Annotated in this window: 28 protein-coding genes; 11 read left to right on the forward strand and 17 right to left on the reverse strand. The window is 61.7% G+C overall.

Annotated elements, in window-relative coordinates; genetic code table 11:
* Positions 1-14: 14 nt before the first annotated feature.
* The 11 genes from ndk to trmJ all read right to left on the reverse strand — a co-directional run bounded on the left by ndk (position 15) and on the right by trmJ (position 7,880).
* Positions 15-446, reverse strand: a complete 432-nt coding sequence (ndk, locus tag F753_RS44060) for a nucleoside-diphosphate kinase (protein WP_003284654.1) — start codon at positions 444-446, stop codon at positions 15-17.
* A gap of 168 nt (positions 447-614) precedes the next feature.
* Positions 615-815: a Fe-S cluster assembly protein IscX gene (gene iscX / locus F753_RS44065; protein WP_023446547.1), complete on the reverse strand. Its 201-nt coding sequence runs from the start codon at positions 813-815 to the stop codon at positions 615-617.
* A gap of 11 nt (positions 816-826) precedes the next feature.
* Entirely contained in the window at positions 827-1,165 is a 339-nt protein-coding gene (gene fdx / locus F753_RS44070) for an ISC system 2Fe-2S type ferredoxin (protein WP_003298166.1), read from the reverse strand.
* 5 nt (positions 1,166-1,170) lie between these two features.
* Complete coding sequence (gene hscA / locus F753_RS44075; RefSeq protein WP_031298218.1) at positions 1,171-3,033, reverse strand: Fe-S protein assembly chaperone HscA; 1,863 nt, start codon at positions 3,031-3,033, stop codon at positions 1,171-1,173.
* Positions 3,034-3,074: 41 nt separating this feature from the next.
* Entirely contained in the window at positions 3,075-3,596 is a 522-nt protein-coding gene (gene hscB / locus F753_RS0125210) for a co-chaperone HscB (protein WP_031298220.1), read from the reverse strand.
* Positions 3,597-3,603: 7 nt separating this feature from the next.
* Complete coding sequence (gene iscA / locus F753_RS44080) at positions 3,604-3,927, reverse strand: iron-sulfur cluster assembly protein IscA (RefSeq protein WP_003298170.1); 324 nt, start codon at positions 3,925-3,927, stop codon at positions 3,604-3,606.
* A gap of 14 nt (positions 3,928-3,941) precedes the next feature.
* Positions 3,942-4,328, reverse strand: coding sequence for a Fe-S cluster assembly scaffold IscU (gene iscU / locus F753_RS44085; RefSeq protein ID WP_003284664.1), 387 nt, complete (start codon positions 4,326-4,328; stop codon positions 3,942-3,944).
* 43 nt (positions 4,329-4,371) lie between these two features.
* Positions 4,372-5,586: an IscS subfamily cysteine desulfurase gene (locus F753_RS44090; protein WP_014819462.1), complete on the reverse strand. Its 1,215-nt coding sequence runs from the start codon at positions 5,584-5,586 to the stop codon at positions 4,372-4,374.
* A gap of 31 nt (positions 5,587-5,617) precedes the next feature.
* Complete coding sequence (gene iscR / locus F753_RS44095) at positions 5,618-6,109, reverse strand: Fe-S cluster assembly transcriptional regulator IscR (protein WP_014819461.1); 492 nt, start codon at positions 6,107-6,109, stop codon at positions 5,618-5,620.
* 158 nt (positions 6,110-6,267) lie between these two features.
* Entirely contained in the window at positions 6,268-7,044 is a 777-nt protein-coding gene (gene cysE, locus F753_RS44100) for a serine O-acetyltransferase (RefSeq protein ID WP_023446552.1), read from the reverse strand.
* A complete protein-coding gene (gene trmJ, locus F753_RS44105) occupies positions 7,044-7,880 on the reverse strand; it encodes a tRNA (cytosine(32)/uridine(32)-2'-O)-methyltransferase TrmJ (protein ID WP_031298223.1) in 837 nt (278 codons plus the stop codon). Before trmJ ends, cysE begins: the two co-directional genes overlap by 1 nt.
* Positions 7,881-7,974: 94 nt before the next feature.
* Here trmJ and suhB point away from each other — a divergent pair, with 94 nt between their 5' ends.
* Positions 7,975-8,790 (forward strand): type III secretion system regulator SuhB, encoded by an 816-nt coding sequence (suhB, locus tag F753_RS44110; RefSeq protein WP_023446554.1) that lies wholly within the window; start codon positions 7,975-7,977, stop codon positions 8,788-8,790.
* An 83-nt stretch (positions 8,791-8,873) separates the two neighbouring features.
* On the opposite strand, the gene ltrA (F753_RS44115) is transcribed toward suhB, so the two are convergent.
* The 3 genes from ltrA (F753_RS44115) to F753_RS44125 form a co-directional block, all read right to left on the reverse strand.
* Positions 8,874-10,295: a group II intron reverse transcriptase/maturase gene (ltrA, locus tag F753_RS44115; protein ID WP_017517123.1), complete on the reverse strand. Its 1,422-nt coding sequence runs from the start codon at positions 10,293-10,295 to the stop codon at positions 8,874-8,876.
* A gap of 491 nt (positions 10,296-10,786) precedes the next feature.
* A complete protein-coding gene (mqo, locus tag F753_RS44120) occupies positions 10,787-12,298 on the reverse strand; it encodes a malate dehydrogenase (quinone) (RefSeq protein ID WP_080950556.1) in 1,512 nt (503 codons plus the stop codon).
* Between the two features lie 322 nt (positions 12,299-12,620).
* Positions 12,621-12,908 (reverse strand): PA4642 family protein, encoded by a 288-nt coding sequence (locus F753_RS44125; RefSeq protein ID WP_003302753.1) that lies wholly within the window; start codon positions 12,906-12,908, stop codon positions 12,621-12,623.
* A 192-nt stretch (positions 12,909-13,100) separates the two neighbouring features.
* On the opposite strand from F753_RS44125, the gene dauA reads away from it, so the two are divergent.
* The gene (gene dauA, locus F753_RS44130; RefSeq protein WP_023446556.1) at positions 13,101-14,831 is read left to right on the forward strand and encodes a C4-dicarboxylic acid transporter DauA; all 1,731 of its coding nucleotides are present in this window, start codon (positions 13,101-13,103) and stop codon (positions 14,829-14,831) included.
* A gap of 37 nt (positions 14,832-14,868) precedes the next feature.
* Here dauA and F753_RS44135 read toward each other — a convergent pair whose 3' ends face one another.
* Complete coding sequence (locus F753_RS44135) at positions 14,869-15,780, reverse strand: SDR family oxidoreductase (protein ID WP_023446557.1); 912 nt, start codon at positions 15,778-15,780, stop codon at positions 14,869-14,871.
* A 693-nt stretch (positions 15,781-16,473) separates the two neighbouring features.
* Here F753_RS44135 and F753_RS44140 point away from each other — a divergent pair.
* The 9 genes from F753_RS44140 to F753_RS44180 all read left to right on the forward strand — a co-directional run bounded on the left by F753_RS44140 (position 16,474) and on the right by F753_RS44180 (position 23,295).
* Complete coding sequence (locus tag F753_RS44140; RefSeq protein ID WP_023446558.1) at positions 16,474-17,061, forward strand: cytokinin riboside 5'-monophosphate phosphoribohydrolase; 588 nt, start codon at positions 16,474-16,476, stop codon at positions 17,059-17,061.
* Between the two features lie 405 nt (positions 17,062-17,466).
* A complete protein-coding gene (locus F753_RS44145; protein WP_023446559.1) occupies positions 17,467-17,943 on the forward strand; it encodes a DUF2726 domain-containing protein in 477 nt (158 codons plus the stop codon).
* A 118-nt stretch (positions 17,944-18,061) separates the two neighbouring features.
* Positions 18,062-18,547 carry an SgcJ/EcaC family oxidoreductase gene (locus F753_RS44150; protein WP_023446560.1) on the forward strand — a complete coding sequence of 162 codons (486 nt, stop codon included), beginning with the start codon at positions 18,062-18,064 and terminating at the stop codon, positions 18,545-18,547.
* A 164-nt stretch (positions 18,548-18,711) separates the two neighbouring features.
* Entirely contained in the window at positions 18,712-19,734 is a 1,023-nt protein-coding gene (locus tag F753_RS44155) for a DUF5924 family protein (protein ID WP_023446561.1), read from the forward strand.
* Positions 19,735-19,791: 57 nt separating this feature from the next.
* Positions 19,792-20,310: an MgtC/SapB family protein gene (locus tag F753_RS44160; RefSeq protein ID WP_014821328.1), complete on the forward strand. Its 519-nt coding sequence runs from the start codon at positions 19,792-19,794 to the stop codon at positions 20,308-20,310.
* A 32-nt stretch (positions 20,311-20,342) separates the two neighbouring features.
* On the forward strand, positions 20,343-21,656 hold the full coding sequence (locus F753_RS44165) for a PQQ-dependent sugar dehydrogenase (protein WP_023446562.1): 1,314 nt from the start codon (positions 20,343-20,345) through the stop codon (positions 21,654-21,656).
* A gap of 82 nt (positions 21,657-21,738) precedes the next feature.
* The gene (osmE, locus tag F753_RS44170; protein ID WP_023446563.1) at positions 21,739-22,080 is read left to right on the forward strand and encodes an osmotically-inducible lipoprotein OsmE; all 342 of its coding nucleotides are present in this window, start codon (positions 21,739-21,741) and stop codon (positions 22,078-22,080) included.
* 67 nt (positions 22,081-22,147) lie between these two features.
* Complete coding sequence (locus tag F753_RS44175) at positions 22,148-22,546, forward strand: Rho termination factor N-terminal domain-containing protein (protein WP_014821331.1); 399 nt, start codon at positions 22,148-22,150, stop codon at positions 22,544-22,546.
* A 215-nt stretch (positions 22,547-22,761) separates the two neighbouring features.
* A complete protein-coding gene (locus F753_RS44180) occupies positions 22,762-23,295 on the forward strand; it encodes a ferritin-like domain-containing protein (RefSeq protein ID WP_014821332.1) in 534 nt (177 codons plus the stop codon).
* A gap of 139 nt (positions 23,296-23,434) precedes the next feature.
* Here the strand turns inward: F753_RS44180 and ltrA (F753_RS44185) are convergent, their stop codons facing one another.
* Together ltrA (F753_RS44185) and lpxC are read right to left on the reverse strand one after the other, a co-directional pair.
* Positions 23,435-24,856: a group II intron reverse transcriptase/maturase gene (ltrA, locus tag F753_RS44185; RefSeq protein ID WP_017517123.1), complete on the reverse strand. Its 1,422-nt coding sequence runs from the start codon at positions 24,854-24,856 to the stop codon at positions 23,435-23,437.
* A gap of 484 nt (positions 24,857-25,340) precedes the next feature.
* The coding region (gene lpxC, locus F753_RS44190; protein ID WP_031298224.1) for a UDP-3-O-acyl-N-acetylglucosamine deacetylase at positions 25,341-26,130 on the reverse strand (790 nt) is incomplete at its 5' end.

The following is a 26,130-nucleotide window of genomic DNA, read 5'->3' on the forward strand; positions in this document are numbered from 1 at the left end:
TCACCTTCGCTCAATCAGCGAATGCGTGCGCACACTTCGGTGGCAGCAAAGAAGTAAGCGATTTCACGAGCAGCGGAAGCTTCCGAATCGGAACCGTGCACGGCGTTCTCGTCGATGGAAACGGCGAAATCGGCGCGGATGGTGCCGGCAGCAGCTTCTTTCGGGTTGGTGGCGCCCATCAGCTCACGGTTCTTGGCGATGGCGTCTTCGCCTTCCAGAACCTGAACGATGACTGGACCGGAAGTCATGAAAGCAACCAGATCCTTGAAGAAGCCACGCTCGCTGTGCTCGGCGTAGAAGCCAGCCGCTTCGCGCTCGGACAGCTGAACCATCTTGGAAGCGACGACGCGCAGGCCGGCCTTCTCGAAACGGGTAGTGATTTCGCCGATGACGTTCTTGGCGACAGCGTCGGGCTTGATGATGGAGAAGGTGCGTTGCAGGGCCATGTAGGACTCCAAAACTGATGGGTTAAAGCGAACGAGTAAACCCGCGGATTATACGCGGGTTCATGTCAAAAAACATAAGGGTAGAGGGTAGAAGCCCGGATGGCGCCAGGGACCGCCGAACGGTCCCGAGATACCCAACCGGAGGAAAACGAAAACTTCGAAACCGCTCTATTCGGCCTCTTCGATCCAGGCCGACTGGATGGCTTCGAGCACTTTCTCGCCGCCCCGACCGGGCTCATCGGCGAAGCCCGGAAGCTCCACCACCCAGCGATGCAGATCAAGGAAATTCACATAGCGCGGATCTACATCGATCTTGCGCTCGGCCAGCTCGATGGCGATTTCCTGCACGTCACTCCATTTCAGCTGCATGACGCCCACCCTCAGTGCCCTTCGGAAACCTGATTGATTGTGTACTTCGGAATCTCCACGACGAGATCGGCATCAGCCACCACTGCCTGGCAGGACAGCCGGGAATTGGGCTCAAGCCCCCACGCCTTGTCGAGCATGTCGTCCTCCAGCTCATCGGAAGCTTCCAGTGACTGGAAGCCTTCGCGAACCACGACGTGGCAGGTGGTGCAGGCACAGGATTTTTCGCATGCATGCTCGATGTCGATGCCATTGCGCAGCGCGGCGTCCAGCACCGTCTCGCCGGTCTGCGCCTCGATAACGGCGCCTTCAGGGCAATGGTCGGCATTGGGCAGGAAAATGATCTGCGGCATCTGGGTCAATCCTCGATATCGTTTAGCCGCCGCCCGGCCAGCGCGGCCTTGACGGTCGAATCCAGCCGGCGCGCAGCAAAGGCGTCGGTGATCTGGCTCAGGCGTTTGGTCTGGCGCTCGATGGCCAGCACATCCTGGCTGTCCAGCAATCCGCGCAACTCGGCGACCTGGGAGTCGATCGCCACGCGCTCGTCAGCAGACAGCAAGCGCTCACCATCGACGGCCAGCGCAGCCTCGACCGCCTCGAGCAGGCGCTGGGCATCAACCAGCTGCTCACGCAACGCCCGGGCGTCACGGTCCTCGTCCGCCTTGCGGAAAGAGTCCTCCAGCATCCTGGCGATTTCGCCATCGGTGAGGCCATAGGAAGGCTTGACCTGAATACTCGCCTCCACGCCGGATGCCAACTCACGCGCGGACACGCTGAGCAAGCCATCAGCATCGACCTGGAAGGTGACGCGAATCTTTGCCGCCCCGGCGACCATCGGCGGAATACCGCGCAGCTCGAATCGAGCCAGCGAACGGCAGTCGGAGATCAGCTCGCGCTCGCCCTGCAGCACATGAATCATCATGGCCGACTGGCCATCTTTGTAGGTGGTGAAGTCCTGCGCGCGCGCCACCGGAATCGTGGTGTTGCGCGGAATGATCTTCTCCATCAGCCCGCCCATGGTCTCCAGCCCGAGGGACAGCGGGATCACATCGAGCAGCAACAGCTCTTCCCCATCGCGATTATTGCCAGCCAAGGTCTCAGCCTGAATCGCCGCGCCAATGGCCACAACCTCATCAGGGTCTATGTCGGTCAGTGGCTCGCGACCGAACAGCTGCCCAACTGCCGAGCGCACTCTTGGCACTCGGGTCGAACCGCCGACCATGACCACTGCGGTAATCTCCTCAAGCTCCACACCCGAGTCCCGCACGGCACGCCGGCATGACTTGAGACTGCGCGCAATCATCGGCTCGATCAGCGCATCGAAGGTCTCGCGTTGCAGCTCGCCTGACCAGCCGGCATACGCGACATCCACCGCATCCACATCACTCAGATGCTCCTTGGCATCGCAGGCAATCTTCAGCAATTCACGCTGCGCGCCCGGCTCGAGATCGTCGGACACACCGGCACGCTCGAGAATCCAGTCCGCTACGGCATGGTCGAAATCATCACCACCCAGAGCCGTGTCGCCACCAGTGGCCAACACCTCGAAAACGCCCTTGGTCAGGCGAAGAATCGAAATATCGAAGGTACCGCCTCCGAGATCGTAGATCGCGACGACGCCTTCGGCATGACGATCCAGACCATAGGCGACGGCGGCCGCGGTCGGCTCGTTGAGCAGGCGCAGCACGCTGAGCCCAGCGAGCCGCGCGGCGTCCTTGGTCGCCTGACGCTGGGCATCGTCGAAATAGGCCGGAACGGTAATCACCGCACCGACCAGTTCACCGCCCAGGGTCGCCTCGGCACGCTGACGGAGTGCGCGCAGGATCTCAGCCGAGACTTCCACAGGGCTCTTGGCGCCCTGAACGGTCTCGATGAACGGCATTTGCGACTCAGCCTGACGGAAGCGGTACGGCAGCTGTTCGCCCAACTGCTTCACATCGGCCAGCCCGCGACCCATCAGCCGTTTGACCGAACTGATGGTGTTGAACGGATCGGTGGCCGCGGCAAGTTTGGCTTGTGCGCCAACCTCAATCCGGTCAGCGTGATAGCGCACCACCGACGGCAGGATCACTTGCCCATCAGCATCGGCCAACGGCGCAGTGACACCACTGCGCAGGGCAGCTACGAGGGAGTTGGTGGTCCCCAAGTCTATTCCGACAGCCAGGCGCCGCTGATGGGGCTGGGGGGTTTGTCCGGGCTCGGCAATCTGAAGTAAGGCCATGTCTGTCTGATATCGGGCGCAACGCCGGGCGCTGCGCGGGGTTAATCGTCGAGGCGCTCTTCGAGTTGGCGCACTTCCTGGGTCAGCTTGTCGAGAAACTGCATGCGTCGAACCAGACGCTCAGCATCGGCACGCCGCTCAGAATCCTGCCAGATGCGGGCGAAAGCATCGTTCAGCCCCTGCTGCGCCTGCTTCAAGCGCGACTTGAACGCCGCTACGCCATCCAGATCGGCCTGCTCATGGAGCTCTTCAAGCTCCTCGCGCCAATGCATCTGCTGCATGAGGAACGCGGGATCCTGAACAGTCGCTTCCAGTGGAACCTCATGCCCCTCGATGGCCAACAGATACCTTGCCCGGCGGCTCGGACTCTTGAGCGTCTGGTAGGCCTCATTGAGGTTGGCGGAGCGCTCAAGGGCCTGACGCTGCTCACTTTCGCCAGCGTCGGCAAAGCGATCAGGGTGAACCTGGCGAGCAAGCTCTCGATAGCGATCGGCAAGAGACGCGAGATCCAGTTCGAACTCGGGCTTCAACTCGAACAATGCAAAATGACAGGGAGTACCCACGGCGTCCTCAGATATTGAAGCTCTCGCCGCAGCCACACTCGCCACGAACGTTCGGGTTATTGAACTTGAAGCCCTCGTTGAGCCCTTCGCGAACGAAGTCGAGTTCCGTGCCGTCGAGATATACCAAGCTCTTGGGATCAATGATCACCTTGACCCCATGACTCTCGAACACCGAATCTTCGGCTGCCGTTTCGTCGACGAACTCAAGTACGTACGCCAAGCCCGAACAGCCGGTCGTACGCACCCCGAGTCGCACACCTACACCCTTGCCTCGCCCGTCCAGCGAACGGCGAACGTGCTGGGCTGCAGCGGGCGTCATGGTGATAGCCATCGCAACCTCCCTATTTAAAGCAGACCTTTCTTTTCGCGGTAGTCACGCACAGCTGCCTTGATCGCATCTTCGGCGAGCACGGAGCAGTGAATCTTCACCGGTGGCAGCGCCAGCTCTTCAGCCAGCTGCGTGTTCTTGATGGTTTCCGCTTCTTCCAGGGTCTTGCCCTTCATCCACTCGGTAGCAAGCGAGCTGGACGCGATGGCGGAGCCGCAACCATAGGTCTTGAACTTGGCATCTTCGATGACGCCCTGCTCGTTGACCTTGATCTGCAAACGCATCACGTCGCCACATGCCGGCGCACCTACCATGCCGGTACCGATGCTCGGGTCTTCAGCGTCGAACTTGCCGACGTTGCGCGGGTTTTCGTAGTGGTCGATGACCTTATCGCTGTATGCCATGGTGCAATCCTCTTAGATCAGGCTGTGCGGCGCTTGACGCCGGTCAGTGGGCTTGCCACTCGACCTTGGAAATGTCGACGCCGTCTTTGAACATGTCCCACAGGGGCGAAAGCTCGCGCAGCTTGGTGACGGCCTCGCAAACCTTTTGCGCTGCGTAGTCGATTTCCTCTTCAGTAGTGAACCGACCGAAGGTGAAACGGATGGAGCTATGCGCCAATTCGTCGTTACGACCCAGTGCACGCAGCACGTACGACGGCTCCAGCGAAGCGGACGTACAGGCAGAGCCAGACGATACCGCCAGATCCTTGAGCGCCATGATCAGCGACTCGCCCTCGACATAGTTAAAGCTGAGGTTCAGATTGTGCGGTACACGGGCGGTCAGGCTACCGTTCACATAAAGCTCTTCGAGATGCTCGACCTGCTTGTAGAAGCGATCACGCAGGGAGCGGACACGCTCGTTCTCCTGGGCCATTTCGTCTTTCGCGATACGAAAGGCCTCGCCCATGCCGACCAGCTGGTGGGTAGCCAGCGTACCGGAACGCATGCCCCGCTCATGGCCACCGCCATGCATCTGTGCCTCAAGGCGGACGCGGGGCTTACGGCGAACGTACAGCGCACCCACACCCTTCGGCCCATAGGTCTTATGAGCGGAGAAGGACATCAGATCGACCTTCATCTTCTCCAGATCGATTTCGACCTTGCCGGTCGACTGCGCCGCATCGACATGGAAAAGAATGCCGCGAGAACGGGTCAGCTCGCCGATGGCGGTGATGTCGTTGATAGTGCCGATCTCGTTGTTCACGTGCATGACCGACACAAGAATAGTGTCGTCGCGCAGCGCAGCTTCGACCATCGCCGGCGTGACGATGCCATCCTCGCCCGGCTCGAGATACGTAACCTCGAAGCCTTCGCGCTCGAGCTGGCGAGTGGTATCCAGTACCGCCTTGTGCTCGATCTTGGTGGTGACGATGTGCTTGCCCTTGGACGCATAAAAATGCGCGACGCCCTTGATGGCCAGGTTGTCCGACTCGGTTGCACCGGATGTCCAGACGATTTCACGGGGATCGGCGTTGACCAGCTCAGCAACCTGACGGCGCGCATTCTCCACGGCTTCCTCGGCTTTCCAGCCAAAGGCATGAGAGCGCGACGCCGGATTGCCGAAGTTGCCTTCGTTGGTGAGGCACTCGATCATCTTGGCGGCAACACGCGGATCCACAGGTGTGGTCGCAGAGTAGTCCAGGTAAATCGGCAATTTCATTCAGATATCTCCTATCAGGCAGTCGCCCTGCTCAATCGATGGCGGACGTTTCTATCTTGTCCATATGCGGCGAAGTGCCGCCAGCCTTGCGCATGTCTTGGCGCAGGGCGACCTGCTGCACGTCCTGGCGCTTGACCAGGTCGGCCAGGCTGATGCCGCTGAGGAATTCATGAATCTGCTGGCTGAGGTCACACCACAGATGGTGAGTCAGGCAGGTATCGCCAGAGTGGCAGCCGCCCAGACCTTGGCAACGCGTGGCATCGACCGACTCGTTCACAGCGTCGATGACCTGGGCGACCTGAATGCCGGCCATGTCGCGAGAAAGCTGATAGCCGCCGCCGGGCCCTCGCACGCTCGTCACCAGGCTGCCGCGGCGCAGCTTCGCGAAGAGCTGCTCGAGATAGGAAAGGGAAATACCCTGCCGCTCGGAAATATCGGCCAGGGAGACCGGCCCATGCTGCGCATGCAGCGCCAAATCGAGCATGGCGGTCACGGCATAACGGCCTTTGGTGGTTAATCGCATCGGTCTGCACCAAGCATTACGGTTTGGCGCAATTATGCAATTCCCGAGTATTTGAGTCAACTATAAGACCTATTAATTCAGTAGGTCTTTAGTCTGGAACCACGCCCAGCCGGAGGCAGCGGGCCGGCATGATACCAGCTGCTGCCAGCCCGCGCACTTCAGGTGCGGGCATCGCCAGCGTCGGACTTCACTTCAACGAAGTATTCTTCTCGCAGCTCCGGAAGGTCCTTGGCGCAATAATCGCTGCCCAGCGCCTTGAGCGCGCCACACATGCCCTCCAAGCGCTCCTCTACGGCCTGAACATGATCCAGCAACTGCCCAATGGCTCGCGCGACGGGATCAGGCATATCCTCGCTGACGCCATAGGCGTCGAATCCGATCTTCTCGGCAATGGCCTTGCGCTTGGCTTCCTGCTCATCGCTGGATTTGACGATCACCCGCCCCGGAATCCCAACCGCCGTCGCTCCCGGCGGCACTTCACGGGTAACCACCGCATTAGAGCCGATCTTCGCGCCCGCGCCGACGGTGAACGGCCCAAGGATCTTCGCGCCGGCTCCCACGATTACACCATCTTCAAGCGTCGGATGGCGCTTGCCCTTATTCCAGCTGGTGCCACCGAGTGTCACGCCGTGATAGAGCGTCACGTCATCGCCAATTTCCGCGGTCTCGCCAATGACGATGCCCATCCCGTGATCAATGAAGAATCGCCGGCCAATCCTGGCGCCCGGATGGATCTCGACCCCGGTCAGCCAGCGCCCCAGATTCGAGGACATCCGCGCAAGCCACTTGAATTCATGCACCCACAGCCAATGGGACAGGCGATGAATCCAGATGGCGTGCAGCCCCGGATAACAGGTCAGAACTTCGAACGCATTGCGCGCCGCCGGATCGCGATGGAAAACGCTCTGAATGTCTTCGCGCATGCGTTCGAACATCAATCACTTCTCCGCTTGTGAGGCTCGCCGCGGGCAGCCTTTTGTGTCTCGGTGAGAATACCGCGCAGGATATTCATTTCCAGCTTGCTAACACCGCTGCGCCCGTAGAGCCGACGCAATCGGGGCATCAGATGCCTGGGCTTGGCCGGATCGAGAAAGCCGATATCCACCAGAGTCTGCTCAAGATGACCGAAGTAATTCTCCAGCTCGTCGACAGTCACGGGCTGGGCATCCAGCATCGCCGTGGTTTCCAGTTTTTCGACCTTGGTTGGCCGCCCCTCGGCAGCCAACCAGGCCATGCGCACCTCGTAGGTAAGCACCTGCACGGCCGCAGCGAGATTCAATGAACTGAACTGCGGATCAGACGGGATATGGACGTGGTACTGGCAGCGCTGCAACTCCTCATTGGTCAGCCCCGCGTACTCGCGACCGAATACCAATGCGACTTCGCCGCCCCCGGCAGACTGCTCCACGGAAACCGACGCGCACTCCCGAGGATCGAGCAACGGCCAGGGAATGCGCCGATCACGAGCGCTGGTTCCGAGCACCAGACTGCAACCAGCCAGCGCCTCTTCCAGCGTTGCAACGACCCGTGCACTATCGAGAATGTCTGTTGCACCGGACGCCCTGGCCACAGCGTTCGCACTCGGGAAATCCTCGGGATCGACCAATACCAGGCGCGAAAGCCCCATGTTCTTCATGGCGCGAGCCGCACCACCGATGTTGCCGGCATGACTGGTATTGACCAGCACGACACGAATGTTCTGCAGCGACACAATAATTCTCTGCTTGAAAGCGAGCAGAAAGCTTACAGGAAGCGGCTCCCGATCCGCCATCTGCCGCCCCCTGCAACCACCACCGTGACGCTACATGCGCCGGCGCTTTCCTGATAGAATTTCGCGCTTTCTTTAACGACCAGGTAATTGATCCATGCAGCCCATGCTGAATATCGCGCTGCGCGCCGCCCGCAGCGCCGGCGAACTGATTGTCCGTTCCACCGATCGCCTGGATGCAATCTCGGTCAACGAGAAAGAAGCGAAGGATTACGTCACCGAAATCGACAAGGCCGCAGAGCAGAGCATCGTCAATGCGCTGCGCAAGGCCTACCCGAATCACGGCATCCTGGGCGAGGAAGGCGGACTGCTCGAAGGCAGCGGGGACGGCGCCGATTACCTGTGGATCATCGACCCGCTGGATGGAACCACCAATTTTGTCCGCGGCATTCCTCACTACGCCGTCAGCATCGCCTGCAAGTACCGCGGGCGCCTGGAACACGCGGTCGTGCTGGACCCGGTACGCCAGGAAGAATTCACCGCTAGCCGCGGCCGTGGCGCCGCCCTGAACGGCCGCCGCCTGCGCGTTAGCGCACGCAAGAGCCTGGACGGCGCACTGCTCGGCACCGGCTTTCCGTTCAAGGATGGCCAGATGGACAACCTGGACAGCTACTTGAAGATGTTCCGCAGCCTGGTCGGCCAGACCTCCGGCCTACGTCGTGCCGGCGCCGCAAGCCTCGACCTGGCTTATGTCGCTGCAGGCCGCTTTGATGCGTTCTGGGAGTTTGGCCTTTCCGAATGGGACATGGCTGCAGGCGCACTGCTGATCCAGGAAGCCGGCGGCTTGGTAAGCGATTTCAGCGGCGGCCATGACTTCCTTGAGAAGGGTCAGATCGTTGCCGGCAACACCAAATGCTTCAAGGCGGTACTGACCACCATCCAGCCGCACCTGACACCTTCTCTCAAGCGCTGAGAACGATAGCGGATCGGGTAGGAGGCGGCCTCACGGCCGCCGTCCTCCCACACCACCGTGCGTACGGTTCCGTACACGGCGGTTCAGGCCATGCGGTTAAGCCGATTGATCGTATCCAGTATCGAGACCAGTCCAAGTCTGTCCCATAGCTTCTTCGGCAGCGCCTGATTCATATGCGGCGCTCCTGAGTTCCACCACGGGCCTCGGCCATTGAAGGCCGACTTGCAGGCACGCTCCTCGCTCAATCCCAGGCGCATCAGGTTGCGCGCCCTCGTAGAGGGCTGCTTCCATTGCCGCCAGATGACACAGCGAAGTTTGTGCCTGACCCAGCCATCCAGCTCTTCCAGTGGACGCTTGCTCTGGCTGAGCTTGAAGTAGCCTGCCCAGCCTCGCAGCACCGGGTTTACCCGCTCGATGACATTCGCCATCTTGTGGCCCCGCACCCCTCGCAGCAGTTCCCTGAGACGGTCGCGCACACGGCGCAGGCTCATGGTTGCCACTCGCAGTCTAGGCAGCGAGTGCCAACTCATCCCATACCCCAGGTAGTCGCATTTCCACGACCCAGCCACGCGACTCTTGTCCCGATTCAGTCTCAGTTTCAGACGGTGATTCAGGAACCGCTCGACACTGGCCAGCACTCGTTCGCCAGCACGCGGACTACGGACATAAATGTTCGCGTCATCGGCATAGCGCACGAAGCGATGGCCTCGCCGCTCCAACTCACGGTCGAGTTCATCGAGCAGGATGTTCGACAGCAGCGGCGAAAGCGGGCCGCCTTGCGGCGCCCCCTCCTGCCGATGGCTGACAACCCCGTCCGACATGACGCCCGCTTCGAGGTAACGGCGGATGAGTCTGAGCACCTGTTTGTCTTCGACATGGCGCTCAACACAGAACATCAGGATGTCGTGGTTGACCCGATCAAAGAACTTCTCCAGATCGAGTTCCACGCAACACCTATGACCCGCCGCCACATGGGTGCGGGCCATCTCGACAGCCTGGTGAGCGCTTCTGCCCGGACGGAAGCCGTAGCTATAGTCCGAGAACAGCGGATCGAAGATCGGCGTGAGCTGTTGCAGCAGGGCTTGCTGGATCAGGCGATCCACGACACTGGGAATGCCCAGTTGCCGCATACCGCCCTGCGGTTTGGGAATTTCGACCGCCCGCACTGCCTGGGGATGGTATTCACCTGCCAGCAGCCTGACCTTCAGGATGGGCCAATACTGTTTCACGTAGCCTGCCAAGTCGGCGACCGTCATGCCATCGGCACCCGGCGCCCCCTTGTTGCTGACCACGCGCTGATACGCACGCTTGAGATTCGCCGGTGCAAGCACCCGCTCCATCAGCGTGTCCGGCTCCGCGTTCATCCACGTCACCGACGCCGCCGATACCTCTGCGCTGTCAGGCGTCATCCTCGGCCTCTGGCCGGGACTCGGGGTGACAGTCTTCTCTTGGAGAAATTTCTGCATTTCGGTTATCGACGAGACGCTGACGCCTACTGGCGGCATGACCTGTTCGGCCCTTGATGGCGTGGTTGACCGCCACTTACTACGGCCTCGGCTGACTTCTGCACGCCCATCCCGTCGCCTCTCGACAATCGGTAGCACAATGGCAAGCGTACAGATCTCCCAGGGTAATTCGCGCGACCTTCCTGCTTATGCCTGTCGGATCTACGTCGCAGCGTTCCGTGCAAGTATCGGGCTTTGGCGATTATGGCCACCTCACCCCGCTGCGCCGCCTCATCCGCTTCCTGTTCGTCAGGCCAGCATTTTGCCTCGGGCTTCCTTCAGATTCGCAGTCGCCCGCGACACCCTTGCCTTCAGCTAACACTTCCCCTTGCCGGGTGTGTAGAGGACTTTCACCTCCAAGTCGCCAGGCTCACCACCACAGTGAACCCGACAGCGCCAGTCACGGCGCTACGCGCCATGCCTGGCGCACCACAAAAAAGCCCCGTAGGTTCGTACGGGGCTTTTCGTTCGAGCCGGGACTGGCCTGCTGGTCAGTACTCCAGGCCCAGGCGCTTGTCGGCCATTTCGCTGATTTCGCGGTAGGCTGCTGCGTCGTTCTGCAGCGTGGTTTCGCGAGCCGGGAACATTTCCTGCAGCTTGCTGGACCAGGCCTGCGAACGGTACTGCTCGGGGAAGCAGCGCTCGAGCAGGTCGAGCATGATCGAGACGGTCACCGAAGCGCCCGGCGAAGCGCCGAGCAGCGCGGCGATGGTGCCGTCTTTCGCCGCGACCAGTTCGGTGCCGAACTGCAGGATGCCACCCTTCTTCGGGTCCTTCTTGATGATCTGCACGCGCTGGCCGGCGATCTCCAGACGCCAGTCCTCGGCCTTGGCCTCGGGATAGAAACCACGCAGGGTTTCCAGGCGGTCCTCCATGGACTGCATCACTTCCTTGATCAGGTAGCGGGTCAGGTCCATGTTGTCTCGCGCCACGGCCATCATCGGGCCGATGTTGCTCGGCCGAATCGACAGCGGCAGGTCCATGAACGAACCGCGCTTGAGGAACTTGGTGGTGAAGCCGGCGTAGGGCCCGAACAGCAGGGACTTCTTGCCGTCGACGACACGGGTGTCCAGGTGCGGTACGGACATCGGCGGCGCGCCGACTGCTGCCAGGCTGTAGACCTTGGCCTGGTGCTGCTTGACGATTTCCGGGTTGTCGCAGCGCAGCCACTGACCGCTGACCGGGAAGCCGCCGAAGCCCTTGCCTTCGTCGATACCGGACATCTGCAGCAGCGGCAGCGCAGCGCCACCGGCGCCGAGGAAGACGAAGCCGGATTGCACCTGGCGCGATTCGCCGGTGCGAGTGTTCTTGATGTCGACTTTCCAGCCGCTGGCCGTACGGTCGAGACCGGTGACCTTCTGGTTGTAGGACACCTTGACCCCAGCACTGCGCGACAGATAGCCGAGCAGTTGGCTGGTCACCGCACCGAAATTGACGTCGGTACCGTTCATGGCGCGAGTTGCAGCGATAGGCTCGTCGGCGGCGCGGCCCGGCATCATCAGCGGCATCCACTCGGCCAGAGTCGCGCGATCCTCGCTGTACTCCATGTCAGCGAAGGCGTGATGGGTCTTCAGCGCATCGAAGCGACGCTTGAGATAGTCGATGTTCTTGCTGCCGCGCACGAAGCTCAGATGCGGAACAGCATTGATGAAATCACGCGGGGAACCGAAACCTTCACGGTCGGCGAGATAGGCCCAGAACTGCTTGGAGACCTCGAACTGGGTGTTGATCAGCACGGCCTTCTTGATGTCGATCGCGCCATCTTTGCTGTCGGGCGTGTAGTTCAGCTCGCAGAGCCCGGCGTGACCGGTACCGGCATTGTTCCACGGGTTGGAGCTTTCGATGGCTCCGGATTCCTGCAGCTCGACGATTTCCAGCTTGATATTGGGATCGAGTTCCTTGAGCAGTACCGCGAGGGTCGCACTCATGATGCCGGCTCCCACCAGCACCATATCCACTGCTTCGCTATCGTGTTGCGTCATCAACGCGTTCTCCAGAATCACAGCATTAAACTGTCGAGACCGCAGTACGCGGCCCCGTAAAACCCACCAGCCAGACGGTCAGGAACGGAGCATGTGCCTGGACCGCTGCTCGGGAACATGTGCCCGAGAACAGGAAGCCTGCGGCTGCCTGCCAGCTGTCGGAAGGGCGGCTTTTGGCCTCCTACCTCTCGCTGCGATCCATCCGGAGCGGGCCTTGCCCAGTGCTCGACGGTGGACGCTGCGAGGAAAACGATTGCGAATCATGTTGCCGAAGCCAGCCGCAGCCTTCGCCGCTGGCAGCGGACTGTGCCGATACGTTCGATACGAAACGGCGGCCCTCAGTTCAGCCGCGCATGGCCTCGATCAGTTCGATATAAGGTCTGGCCTGACGCTGGTTGGCGACCAGATCGATAAAGCTCTGCCCTTTGCTATCCCGGGCATCGAGGTCGTAGCCGGCGGCCACGAAGAAGCCGAGAAAGCGCTCGAAATCATCAATGCGCAGGCCGCGATAGGCCTTGATCAGCTTGTGCAGCGAAGGGGGGGTATCGTCAGCCGGTTCAGGCTGAAGAAACAGCTTGATCGACTCATCCGCGATCTCGTCGCCAATCACCTGCTTCTTGTCTTTACGCATGCCGCCTCCGGTCCACGGGGTCTCACGGGGGCGGCAGTTTACTCCTCGCAGGCGACGCACTCAACGCGCCAGGCCGGCTTGCGACCAAGGTCGTACATCGCCGCCTCGGTATACCGGGCGATCTTTCAGCACAAAGAACAAGAGCTGCCCGCGCTTATAATGGCGCCTTCGCCTACAAGGAGCGTCCCAGGCATGAAGCTTCCCCCACTGTTTGCCGCCTGGCACCAGGTCCTGCGTCTGGGCTACGGTGCCCGCGCACTGCGCGGCGATATCAGCGCCGGCCTGACGGTCGGCATCATCGCCATCCCGCTGGCCATGGCCCTGGCGATCGCCGTTGGCGTGGCGCCACAGCACGGTCTCTACACCGTATTGATCGCCGCGCCACTGATCGCGCTGACCGGGGGATCGCGCTTCAATGTCTCCGGGCCGACAGCGGCTTTCGTGGTGATCCTGTTGCCGATCACCCAGCAGTTCGGCCTTGGCGGCCTGCTGCTGTGCACCATGCTCGCCGGTCTGATCCTGATCGCACTGGGCCTGCTGCGCGCTGGACGCCTGATCGCATTCATCCCCTACCCTGTCACCCTCGGATTCACCGCGGGCATCGGCATCGTCATCGCCACCCTGCAGATCAAGGACCTGTTCGGCCTGACGCTGACCGAACAGCCACAGCACTACGTCGAGCAGGTCAGCCTGCTGCTGCGCTCGCTGCCGGGCGCCCGGCTCGGCGACGCGCTGGTAGCGGCGATCTGTCTCGCGGTGCTGATCATCTGGCCGCGCTGGGTACCGAAAGTACCCGGGCACCTGGTGGCACTGACCGTCGGTGCGCTGGCAGGTTTGCTGCTGGAATCGTCCGGATTGTCCGTGGCGACCCTTGGCGAGCGGTTCAGCTACACCTTGGACGGCATCACCCATCCGGGTATTCCACCGTTTCTCCCAGATTTCGCCTGGCCCTGGCTGCTACCCGGTCCGGATGGCCAGCCGCTGCAGCTGAGTTACGAGCTGTTCCGCGAATTGCTCGCGCCGGCGTTTGCCATCGCCATGCTCGGCGCCATCGAGTCGCTGCTTTGCGCCGTGGTCGCCGACGGCATGACCGGCAGCAACCACGAGCCCAACGGCGAGCTGATCGGCCAGGGGCTGGGCAATCTGGTCGCCCCGCTGTTCGGCGGCATCACCGCGACCGCAGCGATCGCCCGCAGCGCCACGAATGTCCGGGCCGGGGCGTTCTCGCCGCTGGCAGCAATGATTCATGCGGGTGTGGTGCTGGTCGCAGTGCTCTGGCTGGCGCCGCTGTTCAGTTACCTGCCCATGGCGGCACTGGCGGCGTTGCTGGTGATGGTGGCCTGGAACATGAGCGAAGCGCCGCACGTGATGCACGTATTGCGCATCGCACCGCGCAGCGATGTGCTGGTGCTGCTGACCTGCCTGACACTCACCGTGCTGTTCGACATGGTGCTGGCCGTCGGGGTCGGGCTGCTGCTGGCAGCCGGGCTGTTCATAAAGCGCATGAGCGAGCTGACCGACACTACCGCTCTCTCGCGCGAGCAACGGCGCATCCTCCAGGACATGCCCGAGCACGTGGCGACCTACGCGATCCGTGGGCCGCTGTTCTTCGGCGCGGCGGAAAAGGCGCTGGGAGCCCTGCGGCGCTTCAATCCCGAGGTCAAGGTGGTGATCGTCGACATCAGCGCAGTGCCGATGCTGGACATGACCGCGCTGGCATCGCTGGAAAACGTGCTGGTGGATTACCGCCGACTGGGGGTAACGCTGATCCTGAGCGGCAGCAATGCGCGAGTCCGCCTGAAATTGCGCCGCGCCGGCATTCACCGCCTGCAGGGGCATCTGCTGTATGTGCGCAACCTGAGTCAAGCCCGCGAGAAAGCACTACGCCTGTTGCGCCCGGAGCCGGGCGAGGCCCCCGTCTGAATGCGCTCCCGGATTGCCCGGCAGCGCAAGCCATAGGTCAGCCTGCGTATTTTTGCAGGTTGGCCATCATCTCCTTCAACGCTTCCATGTTGTCAGCCGGGTGCGCCGCGTTCTCGAAATTACAGATCTGCTGCCACTGCGCGGCGACATCCTCGGCATCGAAACCGGCCTTCGGATCGAAACCGACGCCGAGACTGCGCTCCCAGCGCACCTTGCCCATCCAGCCGCCGCCCACTTCGAACAGGCCTGAGGTTTCCTGGCACTGCTCGCTAGCCAGATACACCACCAACGGACTCACTAGTTCGGGTTTGAGCTGCTCGAACACCTGCGGCGGTATCAGCCCCTCGGTCATCCGCGTGCCGCCGGTGGGCGCGATGGCGTTGACCAGCACGTTGTTCTTGCGCCCTTCCAGCGCCAGCGTGCGGGTCAGGCCGTACAGACCGAGCTTGGCCATGCCATAGTTCGACTGCCCGAAGTTGCCATAGATGCCGGAGGTCGAAGCGGTGAAGATCACTCGCCCGTAGTTCTGTTCGCGCATGTGTGGCCAGGCGGCACGGGTGACCTTGTAGGCGCCCTCGACATGCACCCGATAGACCAGATCCCAGTCGGCGTCTTCCATCTTGTGGAAGGTTTTGTCGCGCAGGATGCCGGCGTTGTTCACCACCACATCTATGCGACCGAAGGAATCGAGGGCCTGCTGCACGACGCGATCGCCATCGGTTACTGAATCATGATTGGCGACAGCGGTGCCGCCCGCCTGGCGAATTTCCTCCACCACTCGGTCGGCGGCGGAGCTGTTGGCTCCATCGCCCTGAGTGCTGCCGCCCAGATCATTGACCACGACCTTCGCACCGTGGCGGGCGAACAGCAGCGCGTGCGCCCGCCCGAGCCCGCCGCCGGCTCCGGTCACGATCACTACCTTGTCTTCGAAGCGGATGGCATCAGTCATGGCGTACTCCCTCAGCGGTCTTGGATGAATTCAGGAGCGCCGAGTGTCGATCAGGCGCCGGGACCCGACAACCAACCGCCCGGAAATGAATGCCAGTGCATAAGAGTCGAGGATGGGCTGCTCCGCCGCCAATGTTCTGGACGTTTTTTATTCATACCGCCGACAGCCGTGCCATCACTGGCCCGGCGGCGTATTTGCCCAAACAACTCACAGCGTTATCCACAGCCATCGTGGATAACTGAAGCGATCACTACCATTGTGAAACGGCATCGCACATATTACCGATGAACGCGCGAGGCCTTCTGTTATGCGGCCCGTGGTCGCATCAAGCGGGACTGAGCAAAAAACGCACATACTGCTGGAAGTCCCGCGCCGCTTCGCCTGGAGCAGACCTTCCCAAGGTTATCCACAGAACCGCACACATCTATCGGGGATAAATGAAGCGGCAAATAGCGCAAGCTATCACGGCAATGTCGAGAATCTAAGAGCGCCGGGAGCGCCCTGTTCTTAGCATGAGCGCATCAACCGACGGAGAGATCGCCCATGTCCAGTCGCAATCTGCTCGAGAGCCTGTTTGCCAATTACGCGTGCGCCAGCGGAGGTGCATTGAACGGCCGCTGACATCGCCCAGCACGCTTGGCCGTTCGTCCATGCCCGCGTACCCTTCCGCCAGCCCTAAGAGCGGAGTTAACGATGACCTTGCGTTCCATTTGCGTTTTCTGCGGCGCCAGCCGTGGTTCGAACCCCATCTATGAACAAGCAGCCCAGGATCTCGGCCGCACCTTGGCGGCCAACGGCATTCGGTTGATCTACGGCGGCGGCGCCGTCGGCCTGATGGGGGTCGTGGCAGACGCCACCATGGCTGCCGGCGGCGAGGTGATCGGCATCATTCCGCAGAGCCTGAAAGATGCCGAGGTCGGCCACACCGGCCTCACTCTGTTGGAAGTGGTCGACGGCATGCACGCCCGCAAGGCGCGGATGGCAGAGCTCGCGGATGCCTTCATCGCTTTACCTGGCGGGCTGGGTACGCTGGAGGAGCTTTTCGAGGTCTGGACCTGGGGCCAGCTTGGCTATCACCCCAAACCGCTCGGGTTGCTGGACGTCAACCACTTCTACAGCAAGCTCAGTCACTTCCTCGATCACCTCGTCGAAGAGGGATTCGTCCGCTCACAGCACCGCGAGATGTTGCGACGTAGTGACGAGTCGCAGGCGCTCATAGAGTTGCTGGATGCCTGGCAACCGCCCACTCATAGTCGCTGGGCCAAAAATTCGCCGCTGTGATCTGGCTGAATCCAGCTGATCAAATTTCACTCTCCGAGCTGCAGGCCACGCACCACGCAGGCCGCAGCTCAGCCTCCCCATGTTATCCACATGCGCATCCACAGCAGAAGTGGATAAGCGCTCGCTTCGACCTATTGGTGTACGCATGTGCGGGCAATACGACGTTTCAGAAGCCTTGAACCTGCGAACGTACAATTTTCGATCAATAGGCTCGATCGCTAGTGCCGCTAAGGTTGCAGCAAGCAGCTAAAGGGTTATCCACAACTCGGCCCACAGCTGTAGTGGATAAGGTAGCCGAACGAATCGAACGTGCTGGACTCAACAAAAGCATCGCTCGTCTAATTCCGAGGCTTACACCATGGGTTCATCAACAAGGCTTCAATCGCTGCATCAGGACAGACGTCCATGAGCTGGCTGGCCCTGACACTGGTGGCGTTCGTCATCTTCGTGCTGGTTTTCTTCGTCAAGAACCGGCAGCTCAACCATCCCGCGCTGCAATATCCCTATCGCCTCAAGGCGCCACTGTTCTCGCCAGCGGAACGCGAGCTGCTGGAAATGCTGCAACGCACGGTCGGCGAGCGCTATCTGATCTTCCCCAAGGTAAGCGTCGCCGACGTTGTGGAAGTCACCGCCATCGCTCGACGGGCGTACTGGTACCGCGCCACCAACCGCATCGCGGCCACGCGCTTCGATTTCGTGCTGTGCGACAGGGCCGATCTTCAGCCGGTCTGCGTCATCAACCTGCACGACCCTGACACCGATGAGGAATTCATGGATCGACTGTGCGAGACGGTCGGGTTGCCGCAGGTCCGCCTGCCAGCGGATGCAGCGCGCTCCTATAGCGATGTCCGGGAAGCCATCGAGTCGGCGCTGCAGCCCTGATCGACCGCTGGCGGGAATGAGCGCAGCAGCGGACGGTCACAAGTCTGCATGACGTATCCATGCTGTGCAGTACCGCTGCGGAGACATCCGCAATCGACCACCGGCTACGAGTGACACTATGAAATACGCCCTCCCCCTGCTGCTTTCCCTCGCCCCGCTGGCTGCGCTGGCGGACGACCCGACCTGTCATGGCACCAACGAAGCGCAGGTCGCCGCGCTTTTCGATCGCTGGAACGAAGATGTGCAATCAGGCGATCCAAAACGCGTGGTGGAAAACTACGCACCTGACTCGATGCTGCTGCCTACAGTGTCCAACACGCCGCGGCAGACGGTGGAAGCCAAGCTCGACTACTTCGAGCACTTTCTGGCGCTGAAACCGAAGGGCGAAGTTGTCTCGCGAATGATCATGATCGACTGCAACAGCGCGCTCGATACCGGGCTCTACAGCTTCAAGCTGGGCGACGGCAAGACGGTGCCGGCGCGTTATACCTTTACCTACAAGTGGTTCGCCGACGCCGGACAGTGGCTGATCACCAGTCACCACTCATCGGCGATGCCAGAGCAGCCCGAAGCGGTACAGCAGGTGATCGAAGAGAGCGACTGATCGTCCTGCGAAATACGCCAAACAGGGGCGCCTTGCCACACCAGCGGGGGGCGCCCGCTGTACCATCCGCCCTCGACAAGCGAAGGGTCTCGACCGCGCGCTTGCACCAGCCCGCCTGTGCTCGATACTTCTGATAAGCACGCCGTATTCGGACCCGAACCACCATGCAACTCAAGCCGCTGTTATCACGCCTGTTCGACTTGGCCAGCCGCCTGATTCGGCGCTATCCCGGTACGGTTGCGCTGTTCGGATTCGTTTCCGGGGTGGCGAGTTTCGTTCTGGTGGAACGCCACGCCGGCCTCGCCAAGGTGGTCGCCCTGGTGATGCTGGTGAGCTGGCTCTGGCTGGTGCTGGAGTCGAGCCTGCGGCGTAGCCTGCAGCGCTGGTTCGGCTGGCAGGTGCCACGACCGCTGCTGCGCTATGCCACCCAGATGGTGCATCAGGAAAGCCTGTTCTTCATCATTCCGTTCTTTGCCATCACCACCACCTGGAACAGCGGACAAGCCCTGTTCACCGGCCTGCTTGGCGCCGCCGCGCTCGTTTCGCTGATCGATCCGCTGTACTACAAATGGCTGGCACCGCGGCGCTGGGTCTACCTGGGGTTTCACGCGCTGACGCTGTTCGCCGTCCTGCTGACCGCGTTGCCGATCATCCTTCATCTGTCCACCCCGCAGAGTTATCAACTGGCGCTGGGCGTCGCAGTAGTGCTGGCCCTGCCGAGCCTCAGCGGACTGTTTCCCCGCTCGAACTGGCGCACGTGGCCCGGCATCCTGTTGCTGGCGGTGGCGCTGGGTGCCGCAGGTTGGCTGGGACGGACCTGGGTACCCCCGGCAACCCTGTGGCTGACCGATGTCGCCGTGACCATGAGCCTCGATGATCGGCAACGCAAACCCGGCAAGGGGCTGCGCGAAATCACCAGCGCAGAACTGCACGCAAATGGCCTCTACGCCTATACCGCCATCAACGCACCGCGCGGCCTGAAGGAGCGCATCTTCCACGAGTGGACCCACAACGGCCGGCGCGTCGACCGTATCGCCCTGGAGATCAGCGGCGGCCGCGAAGCCGGTTATCGCGCATGGACCCACAAGCGCAACTTCCCGGAAAGATCATCGGGCCGCTGGCGAGTACGTGTCGTTACCGAAGCAGGCCAGATGATCGGCATGCTGCGTTTCCAGGTCACCGATTAGCGAACCACCCGCCGCCTCGCGTATCCAAATCAGAACCAGCCTGGCTTGGAGAAGGACATGGAGTGGTGGGCGAGCATCTCCTACACCATCGCGTCGGAGTTCTCCGACATCACCGACCTGGAGGACGCGACCCGCGTCAGTAGCCGCCTGCTGATCGCGTCGATTCTCGGCGGCCTGCTCGGCTATGAACGCGAGCGCCGGCGCAAGGCCGCCGGCTTGCGCACCCACATGCTGGTTGCGCTTGGGGCAGCGTTGTTCGTACTGGTGCCGGTGCAGGCGGGCATGAGCCTCGAGGACATTTCCCGGGTGATTCAGGGCCTGGTTACCGGTATCGGCTTTCTCGGAGCCGGGACTATCCTCAAGGGCGACTCCGCGGAAGACGTCAAGGGCCTGACCACCGCCGCGGGCATCTGGCTTACGGCCGCGATCGGTGTCGCCGTCGGCCTCGGGCATGAAGCAACGGCCGTAATGAGCACGCTGTTGGCGCTGGCGATCTTTGCTTTGATGCCACGGCTGGAGCGGCATACTGCCCTGCGTGCCGCGCGCAAGCGTCGCCACCCGGACCAGCCGCGCTAACGAACGCCACTCCACAGCCCAAGGATTTCGCCATGTCCAACTTCCGTATTCCTCTGACCGGCGCCGTTCTGGCTGCTCTGGCAGGTTGCAGCGAAACGGCCAAGCTTCCGGTGGAATCCGGATACGGCCCGACACCGGCGCTGCCGGAGCCGAACAAGACAGTCCTGCCCACGGTACACATCGCCCCCGCCAAAGGCTGGCCGCAAGGTGGCAAGCCGCAGGCGGCGGCCGGTCTGCGCGTGGCGGCGTTCGCCCGTGACCTGGACCATCCCCGCTGGCTCCATGTGCTGCCCAATGGCGATGTGCTCGTGGCGGAATCGGACGCACCGCCGAAGCAACAGAGCCAGGGACTGCGCGGCTGGATTGCCAGCAAGATCATGGCCCGCGCTGGCTCCGGAGGCCCCAGCGCCAACCGCATCACCCTGCTGCGCGATCGTGACGGCGATGGCGTGGCGGAACAGCGCACGGTGTTTCTGGAAAACCTCAACTCCCCGTTCGGTATGGCGTTGGTAGGCAACCACTTCTACGTCGCCAACACGGACGCGCTGCTGCGCTTTCCCTATACGCCCAGCACCACCCGTATCACTGCGAACGGCGAGAAGGTCGTGGACCTACCCGCTGGGCCGATCAATCACCACTGGACCAAGAACGTCATTGCCAGCCAGGACGGCAGCCGCCTCTATGTCACCAGCGGCTCCAACAGCAATGTGGCCGAGAACGGCATGGAGGCCGAAGAGAACCGCGCAGCGATTCTCGAGGTGGATCCGCAAGCCAGGAGCATGCGTCTGTTCGCTTCAGGCCTGCGCAACCCCAATGGCCTTGCCTGGCAACCGGACAGCGGAGCGCTATGGACCACCGTCAACGAGCGCGACGAGATCGGCAGCGATCTGGTGCCGGACTACATGACGTCGGTACAGGACGGCGGATTCTACGGGTGGCCCTACAGCTACTTCGGCCAGCACGTCGATGAGCGCGTGCAGCCCCAGCGCCCGGATCTGGTCGAGCGCGCCATTGCCCCGGACTATGCACTGGGCGCGCATACCGCCTCGCTCGGCCTGATCTTTTACGAAGACACGCTGCTGCCGCAGCACTACCACCATGGCGCGTTCGTTGGTCAGCACGGCTCCTGGAACCGCAAGCCGCGCAGTGGCTACAAGGTGGTTTTCATCCCGTTCCGCAACGGCATGCCGGCTGGGCAGGCAGAGGATGTGCTGACCGGCTTCGTCAACGAGGCAGGAGAGGCAATGGGTCGCCCGGTAGGCGTCGCCGAGGACAAGACCGGGGCCGTGCTGGTGGCCGACGATGTCGGCAACGTGGTCTGGCGCGTCACCCCTGATGACCGTTGATACCGTCGCCCGCTGATCCGTTGAACCTTGCCGGACGCCGTATGGCCATAAAGGTAACGTCCATACGCAACGAGGCACTCCCATGATCAAGCGCGCCATCTACATCTTCGCCCCTGTCGTGCTGCTCGCCGGCTGTTCCGGCAATGTGCAGAACCCGGTAGACCGCATCACCTTCCGTGACGAGCCACTGGTACGCGATGTGGAGACCGGCATGTCTCAGGAGCAGGTACTGGCCATCGGTGGGGAGCCCTCGAAGGCCGCAGCTCGCACTGTAGTGCCTGGCATCTGCCACGATTACATCCTCAATCGCGATGGCCATCAGCAACCTTATTACGTCAGTTTCGATGACTCCGGCCGCGTGGACGGCCAGGGCTTCCTGACCTGCGATCAGCTTGAGGAAAACCAGCGCAAACTGCATCGCTGACAGCCGGGCACAGGCGCGAGCACGCTTCGGGCCTGTGCATTCAACGCTCCCCTTGAAGGAGACCAGCATGCCTCGTGGAGAAAAAACCAAGTACACCGACAAGCAGCAACGCAAGGCCGAACACATTGAGGAAGGCTACGAGAAGCGTGGCGTCCCCGAGGACGAGGCCGAAGCGCGCGCATGGGCGACGGTCAACAAGCAATCCGGCGGCGGAGAACGCAAAGGGGGCTCGGGCAGGAGCAAGGGCGAGACCGCCAAGCGGGCTGAGCGCAAGGACTCGGCCCACCGCGCAGCCGATGCCCGCCAGGGCAAATCACCAAACAAGGGTCCGGCACGAAGCTCGACGTCGACCAGCACGGCGCTTGCCGACATGACCCGCGACCAGCTCATGGAAAAGGCCCGCGAGCGGGACATTCGTGGCCGCTCGAAGATGCGCAAGAACGAACTGCTACGGGCGCTGAGCTGAGGACTGAGGGCATGCCGATGATTGACCAAACCGCTCCGAAAGAGGGCAATCCCAAGCGCGAGGACCCAGGCGACCCTGTGCCGATTGATGAGCCGGGTGAGCCTGAGCCCGAACCGCCGGACGAGCCCCACCGCTAAACTTTTCGCCAGCATCCTGTTCTCAAACTGGGAACCGTGAATCACCGCGTCCGCGGTGAACCAGACCAGGAGATGGCGATGAGCTACGTACAATTGAGCGATAAACAGAGCCTGCGCGAGCGGGCTCGTCAACATGTCGAGAATGGCGCCGTCACCGAGAGTTACTCGGCCGATCGAGAAGTCGTGATCAATCTGCTGAACGAAGCGCTGGCGACCGAACTGGTGTGCTATCTGCGCTACAAGCGCCACTACTACATGGCCACAGGGCTGAAATCCAGCGCCGCCGCGGACGAGTTTCTCGAGCATGCCAATGAGGAACAGGAACACGCCGATCGGCTGGCTGAGCGCATCGTACAACTGGGTGGCGCACCGGACTTCAACCCGGACGGCCTGACGGAGCGCGCCCACGCGCAGTACGCCGAAGGCAACGGCCTGCGCGATATGGTTTTCGAGAACCTGGTGGCCGAACGCATCGCCATCGACAGTTATCGGGAAATCGTCCAGTACATCGGCGACAAGGACCCGACCACCCGCCGCATCTTCGAGGACATCCTCGCCCAGGAGGAAGAGCATGCCGACGACCTGGCTGGCTTGCTGGACGGCATGAACTAGCCCAGCACGCGCCAGCGGCGCCTCGCTGAAGCAGGCGGCACGCCATTCCCGTCAGCTTTTCAGCGAAAATCGGGTAGGAGGCGGCCTCACGGCCGCCGTCCTCCCACACCACCGTGCGTACGGTTCCGTACACGGCGGTTCAGGCCATGCGGTTAAGCCGATTGATCGTATCCAGTATCGAGACCAGTCCAAGTCTGTCCCATAGCTTCTTCGGCAGCGCCTGATTCATATGCGGCGCTCCTGAGTTCCACCACGGGCCTCGGCCATTGAAGGCCGACTTGCAGGCACGCTCCTCGCTCAATCCCAGGCGCATCAGGTTGCGCGCCCTCGTAGAGGGCTGCTTCCATTGCCGCCAGATGACACAGCGAAGTTTGTGCCTGACCCAGCCATCCAGCTCTTCCAGTGGACGCTTGCTCTGGCTGAGCTTGAAGTAGCCTGCCCAGCCTCGCAGCACCGGGTTTACCCGCTCGATGACATTCGCCATCTTGTGGCCCCGCACCCCTCGCAGCAGTTCCCTGAGACGGTCGCGCACACGGCGCAGGCTCATGGTTGCCACTCGCAGTCTAGGCAGCGAGTGCCAACTCATCCCATACCCCAGGTAGTCGCATTTCCACGACCCAGCCACGCGACTCTTGTCCCGATTCAGTCTCAGTTTCAGACGGTGATTCAGGAACCGCTCGACACTGGCCAGCACTCGTTCGCCAGCACGCGGACTACGGACATAAATGTTCGCGTCATCGGCATAGCGCACGAAGCGATGGCCTCGCCGCTCCAACTCACGGTCGAGTTCATCGAGCAGGATGTTCGACAGCAGCGGCGAAAGCGGGCCGCCTTGCGGCGCCCCCTCCTGCCGATGGCTGACAACCCCGTCCGACATGACGCCCGCTTCGAGGTAACGGCGGATGAGTCTGAGCACCTGTTTGTCTTCGACATGGCGCTCAACACAGAACATCAGGATGTCGTGGTTGACCCGATCAAAGAACTTCTCCAGATCGAGTTCCACGCAACACCTATGACCCGCCGCCACATGGGTGCGGGCCATCTCGACAGCCTGGTGAGCGCTTCTGCCCGGACGGAAGCCGTAGCTATAGTCCGAGAACAGCGGATCGAAGATCGGCGTGAGCTGTTGCAGCAGGGCTTGCTGGATCAGGCGATCCACGACACTGGGAATGCCCAGTTGCCGCATACCGCCCTGCGGTTTGGGAATTTCGACCGCCCGCACTGCCTGGGGATGGTATTCACCTGCCAGCAGCCTGACCTTCAGGATGGGCCAATACTGTTTCACGTAGCCTGCCAAGTCGGCGACCGTCATGCCATCGGCACCCGGCGCCCCCTTGTTGCTGACCACGCGCTGATACGCACGCTTGAGATTCGCCGGTGCAAGCACCCGCTCCATCAGCGTGTCCGGCTCCGCGTTCATCCACGTCACCGACGCCGCCGATACCTCTGCGCTGTCAGGCGTCATCCTCGGCCTCTGGCCGGGACTCGGGGTGACAGTCTTCTCTTGGAGAAATTTCTGCATTTCGGTTATCGACGAGACGCTGACGCCTACTGGCGGCATGACCTGTTCGGCCCTTGATGGCGTGGTTGACCGCCACTTACTACGGCCTCGGCTGACTTCTGCACGCCCATCCCGTCGCCTCTCGACAATCGGTAGCACAATGGCAAGCGTACAGATCTCCCAGGGTAATTCGCGCGACCTTCCTGCTTATGCCTGTCGGATCTACGTCGCAGCGTTCCGTGCAAGTATCGGGCTTTGGCGATTATGGCCACCTCACCCCGCTGCGCCGCCTCATCCGCTTCCTGTTCGTCAGGCCAGCATTTTGCCTCGGGCTTCCTTCAGATTCGCAGTCGCCCGCGACACCCTTGCCTTCAGCTAACACTTCCCCTTGCCGGGTGTGTAGAGGACTTTCACCTCCAAGTCGCCAGGCTCACCACCACAGTGAACCCGACAGCGCCAGTCACGGCGCTACGCGCCATGCCTGGCGCACCATAAAAAAAGGCCACCCTAGGGTGGCCTTAAATTTTAGGAAGAGAGGTACAGCTTAGCCGGCTGCCACCGGACGCATGTAGGAGATCGGTGCGGTCTGCGGGTCATCGAAGGTCACCAGTTCCCACGCATCCTTTTGTTCCATCAGGGTGCGCAGCAAACGGTTGTTCAACGCGTGGCCGGATTTATAGCCGCGGAATTCGCCGATCAGACTGGTGCCCAGCAAGTACAGATCACCAATGGCATCGAGAATCTTGTGCTTCACGAATTCGTCCTCGTAACGCAGGCCGTCTTCGTTGAGCACACTGGTTTCGTCCACCACGATTGCGTTCTCAACGCTGCCGCCAAGTGCCAGGTTGTGCGAGCGCAGGAACTCGATGTCGCGCATGAACCCGAAGGTACGTGCACGGCTGACTTCCTTGACGAAGGAAGTGCTCGAGAAATCCACACTGGCAGTCTGGGTGCGGCCTTTGAAAACCGGATGGTCGAAATCGATCTCGAAACTCACCTTGAAGCCGTCGAAAGGCAGGAAGGTAGCGCGCTTGTCACCTTCCTCGACTGTCACTTCACGCTTGATGCGGATGAACTTCTTGTGGGCGTCCTGCTCCTGCAGGCCGGCGGATTGAATCAGGAATACGAAAGGTCCAGCGCTACCATCCATGATCGGCACTTCCGACGCTGAGAGTTCGACGTAGGCGTTGTCGATCCCCAGGCCAGCCATTGCCGACAGCAAATGCTCCACTGTGTCGACCTTGACGTCACCATTGACCAATGTCGTGGACATGGTGGTTTCGCCAACGTTCTCGGCCCGCGCAGGAATCTCCACAGGCGGGGTAAGGTCGGGG

Source organism: Stutzerimonas chloritidismutans AW-1 (assembly GCF_000495915.1).
Taxonomy (GTDB): domain Bacteria; phylum Pseudomonadota; class Gammaproteobacteria; order Pseudomonadales; family Pseudomonadaceae; genus Stutzerimonas; species Stutzerimonas chloritidismutans.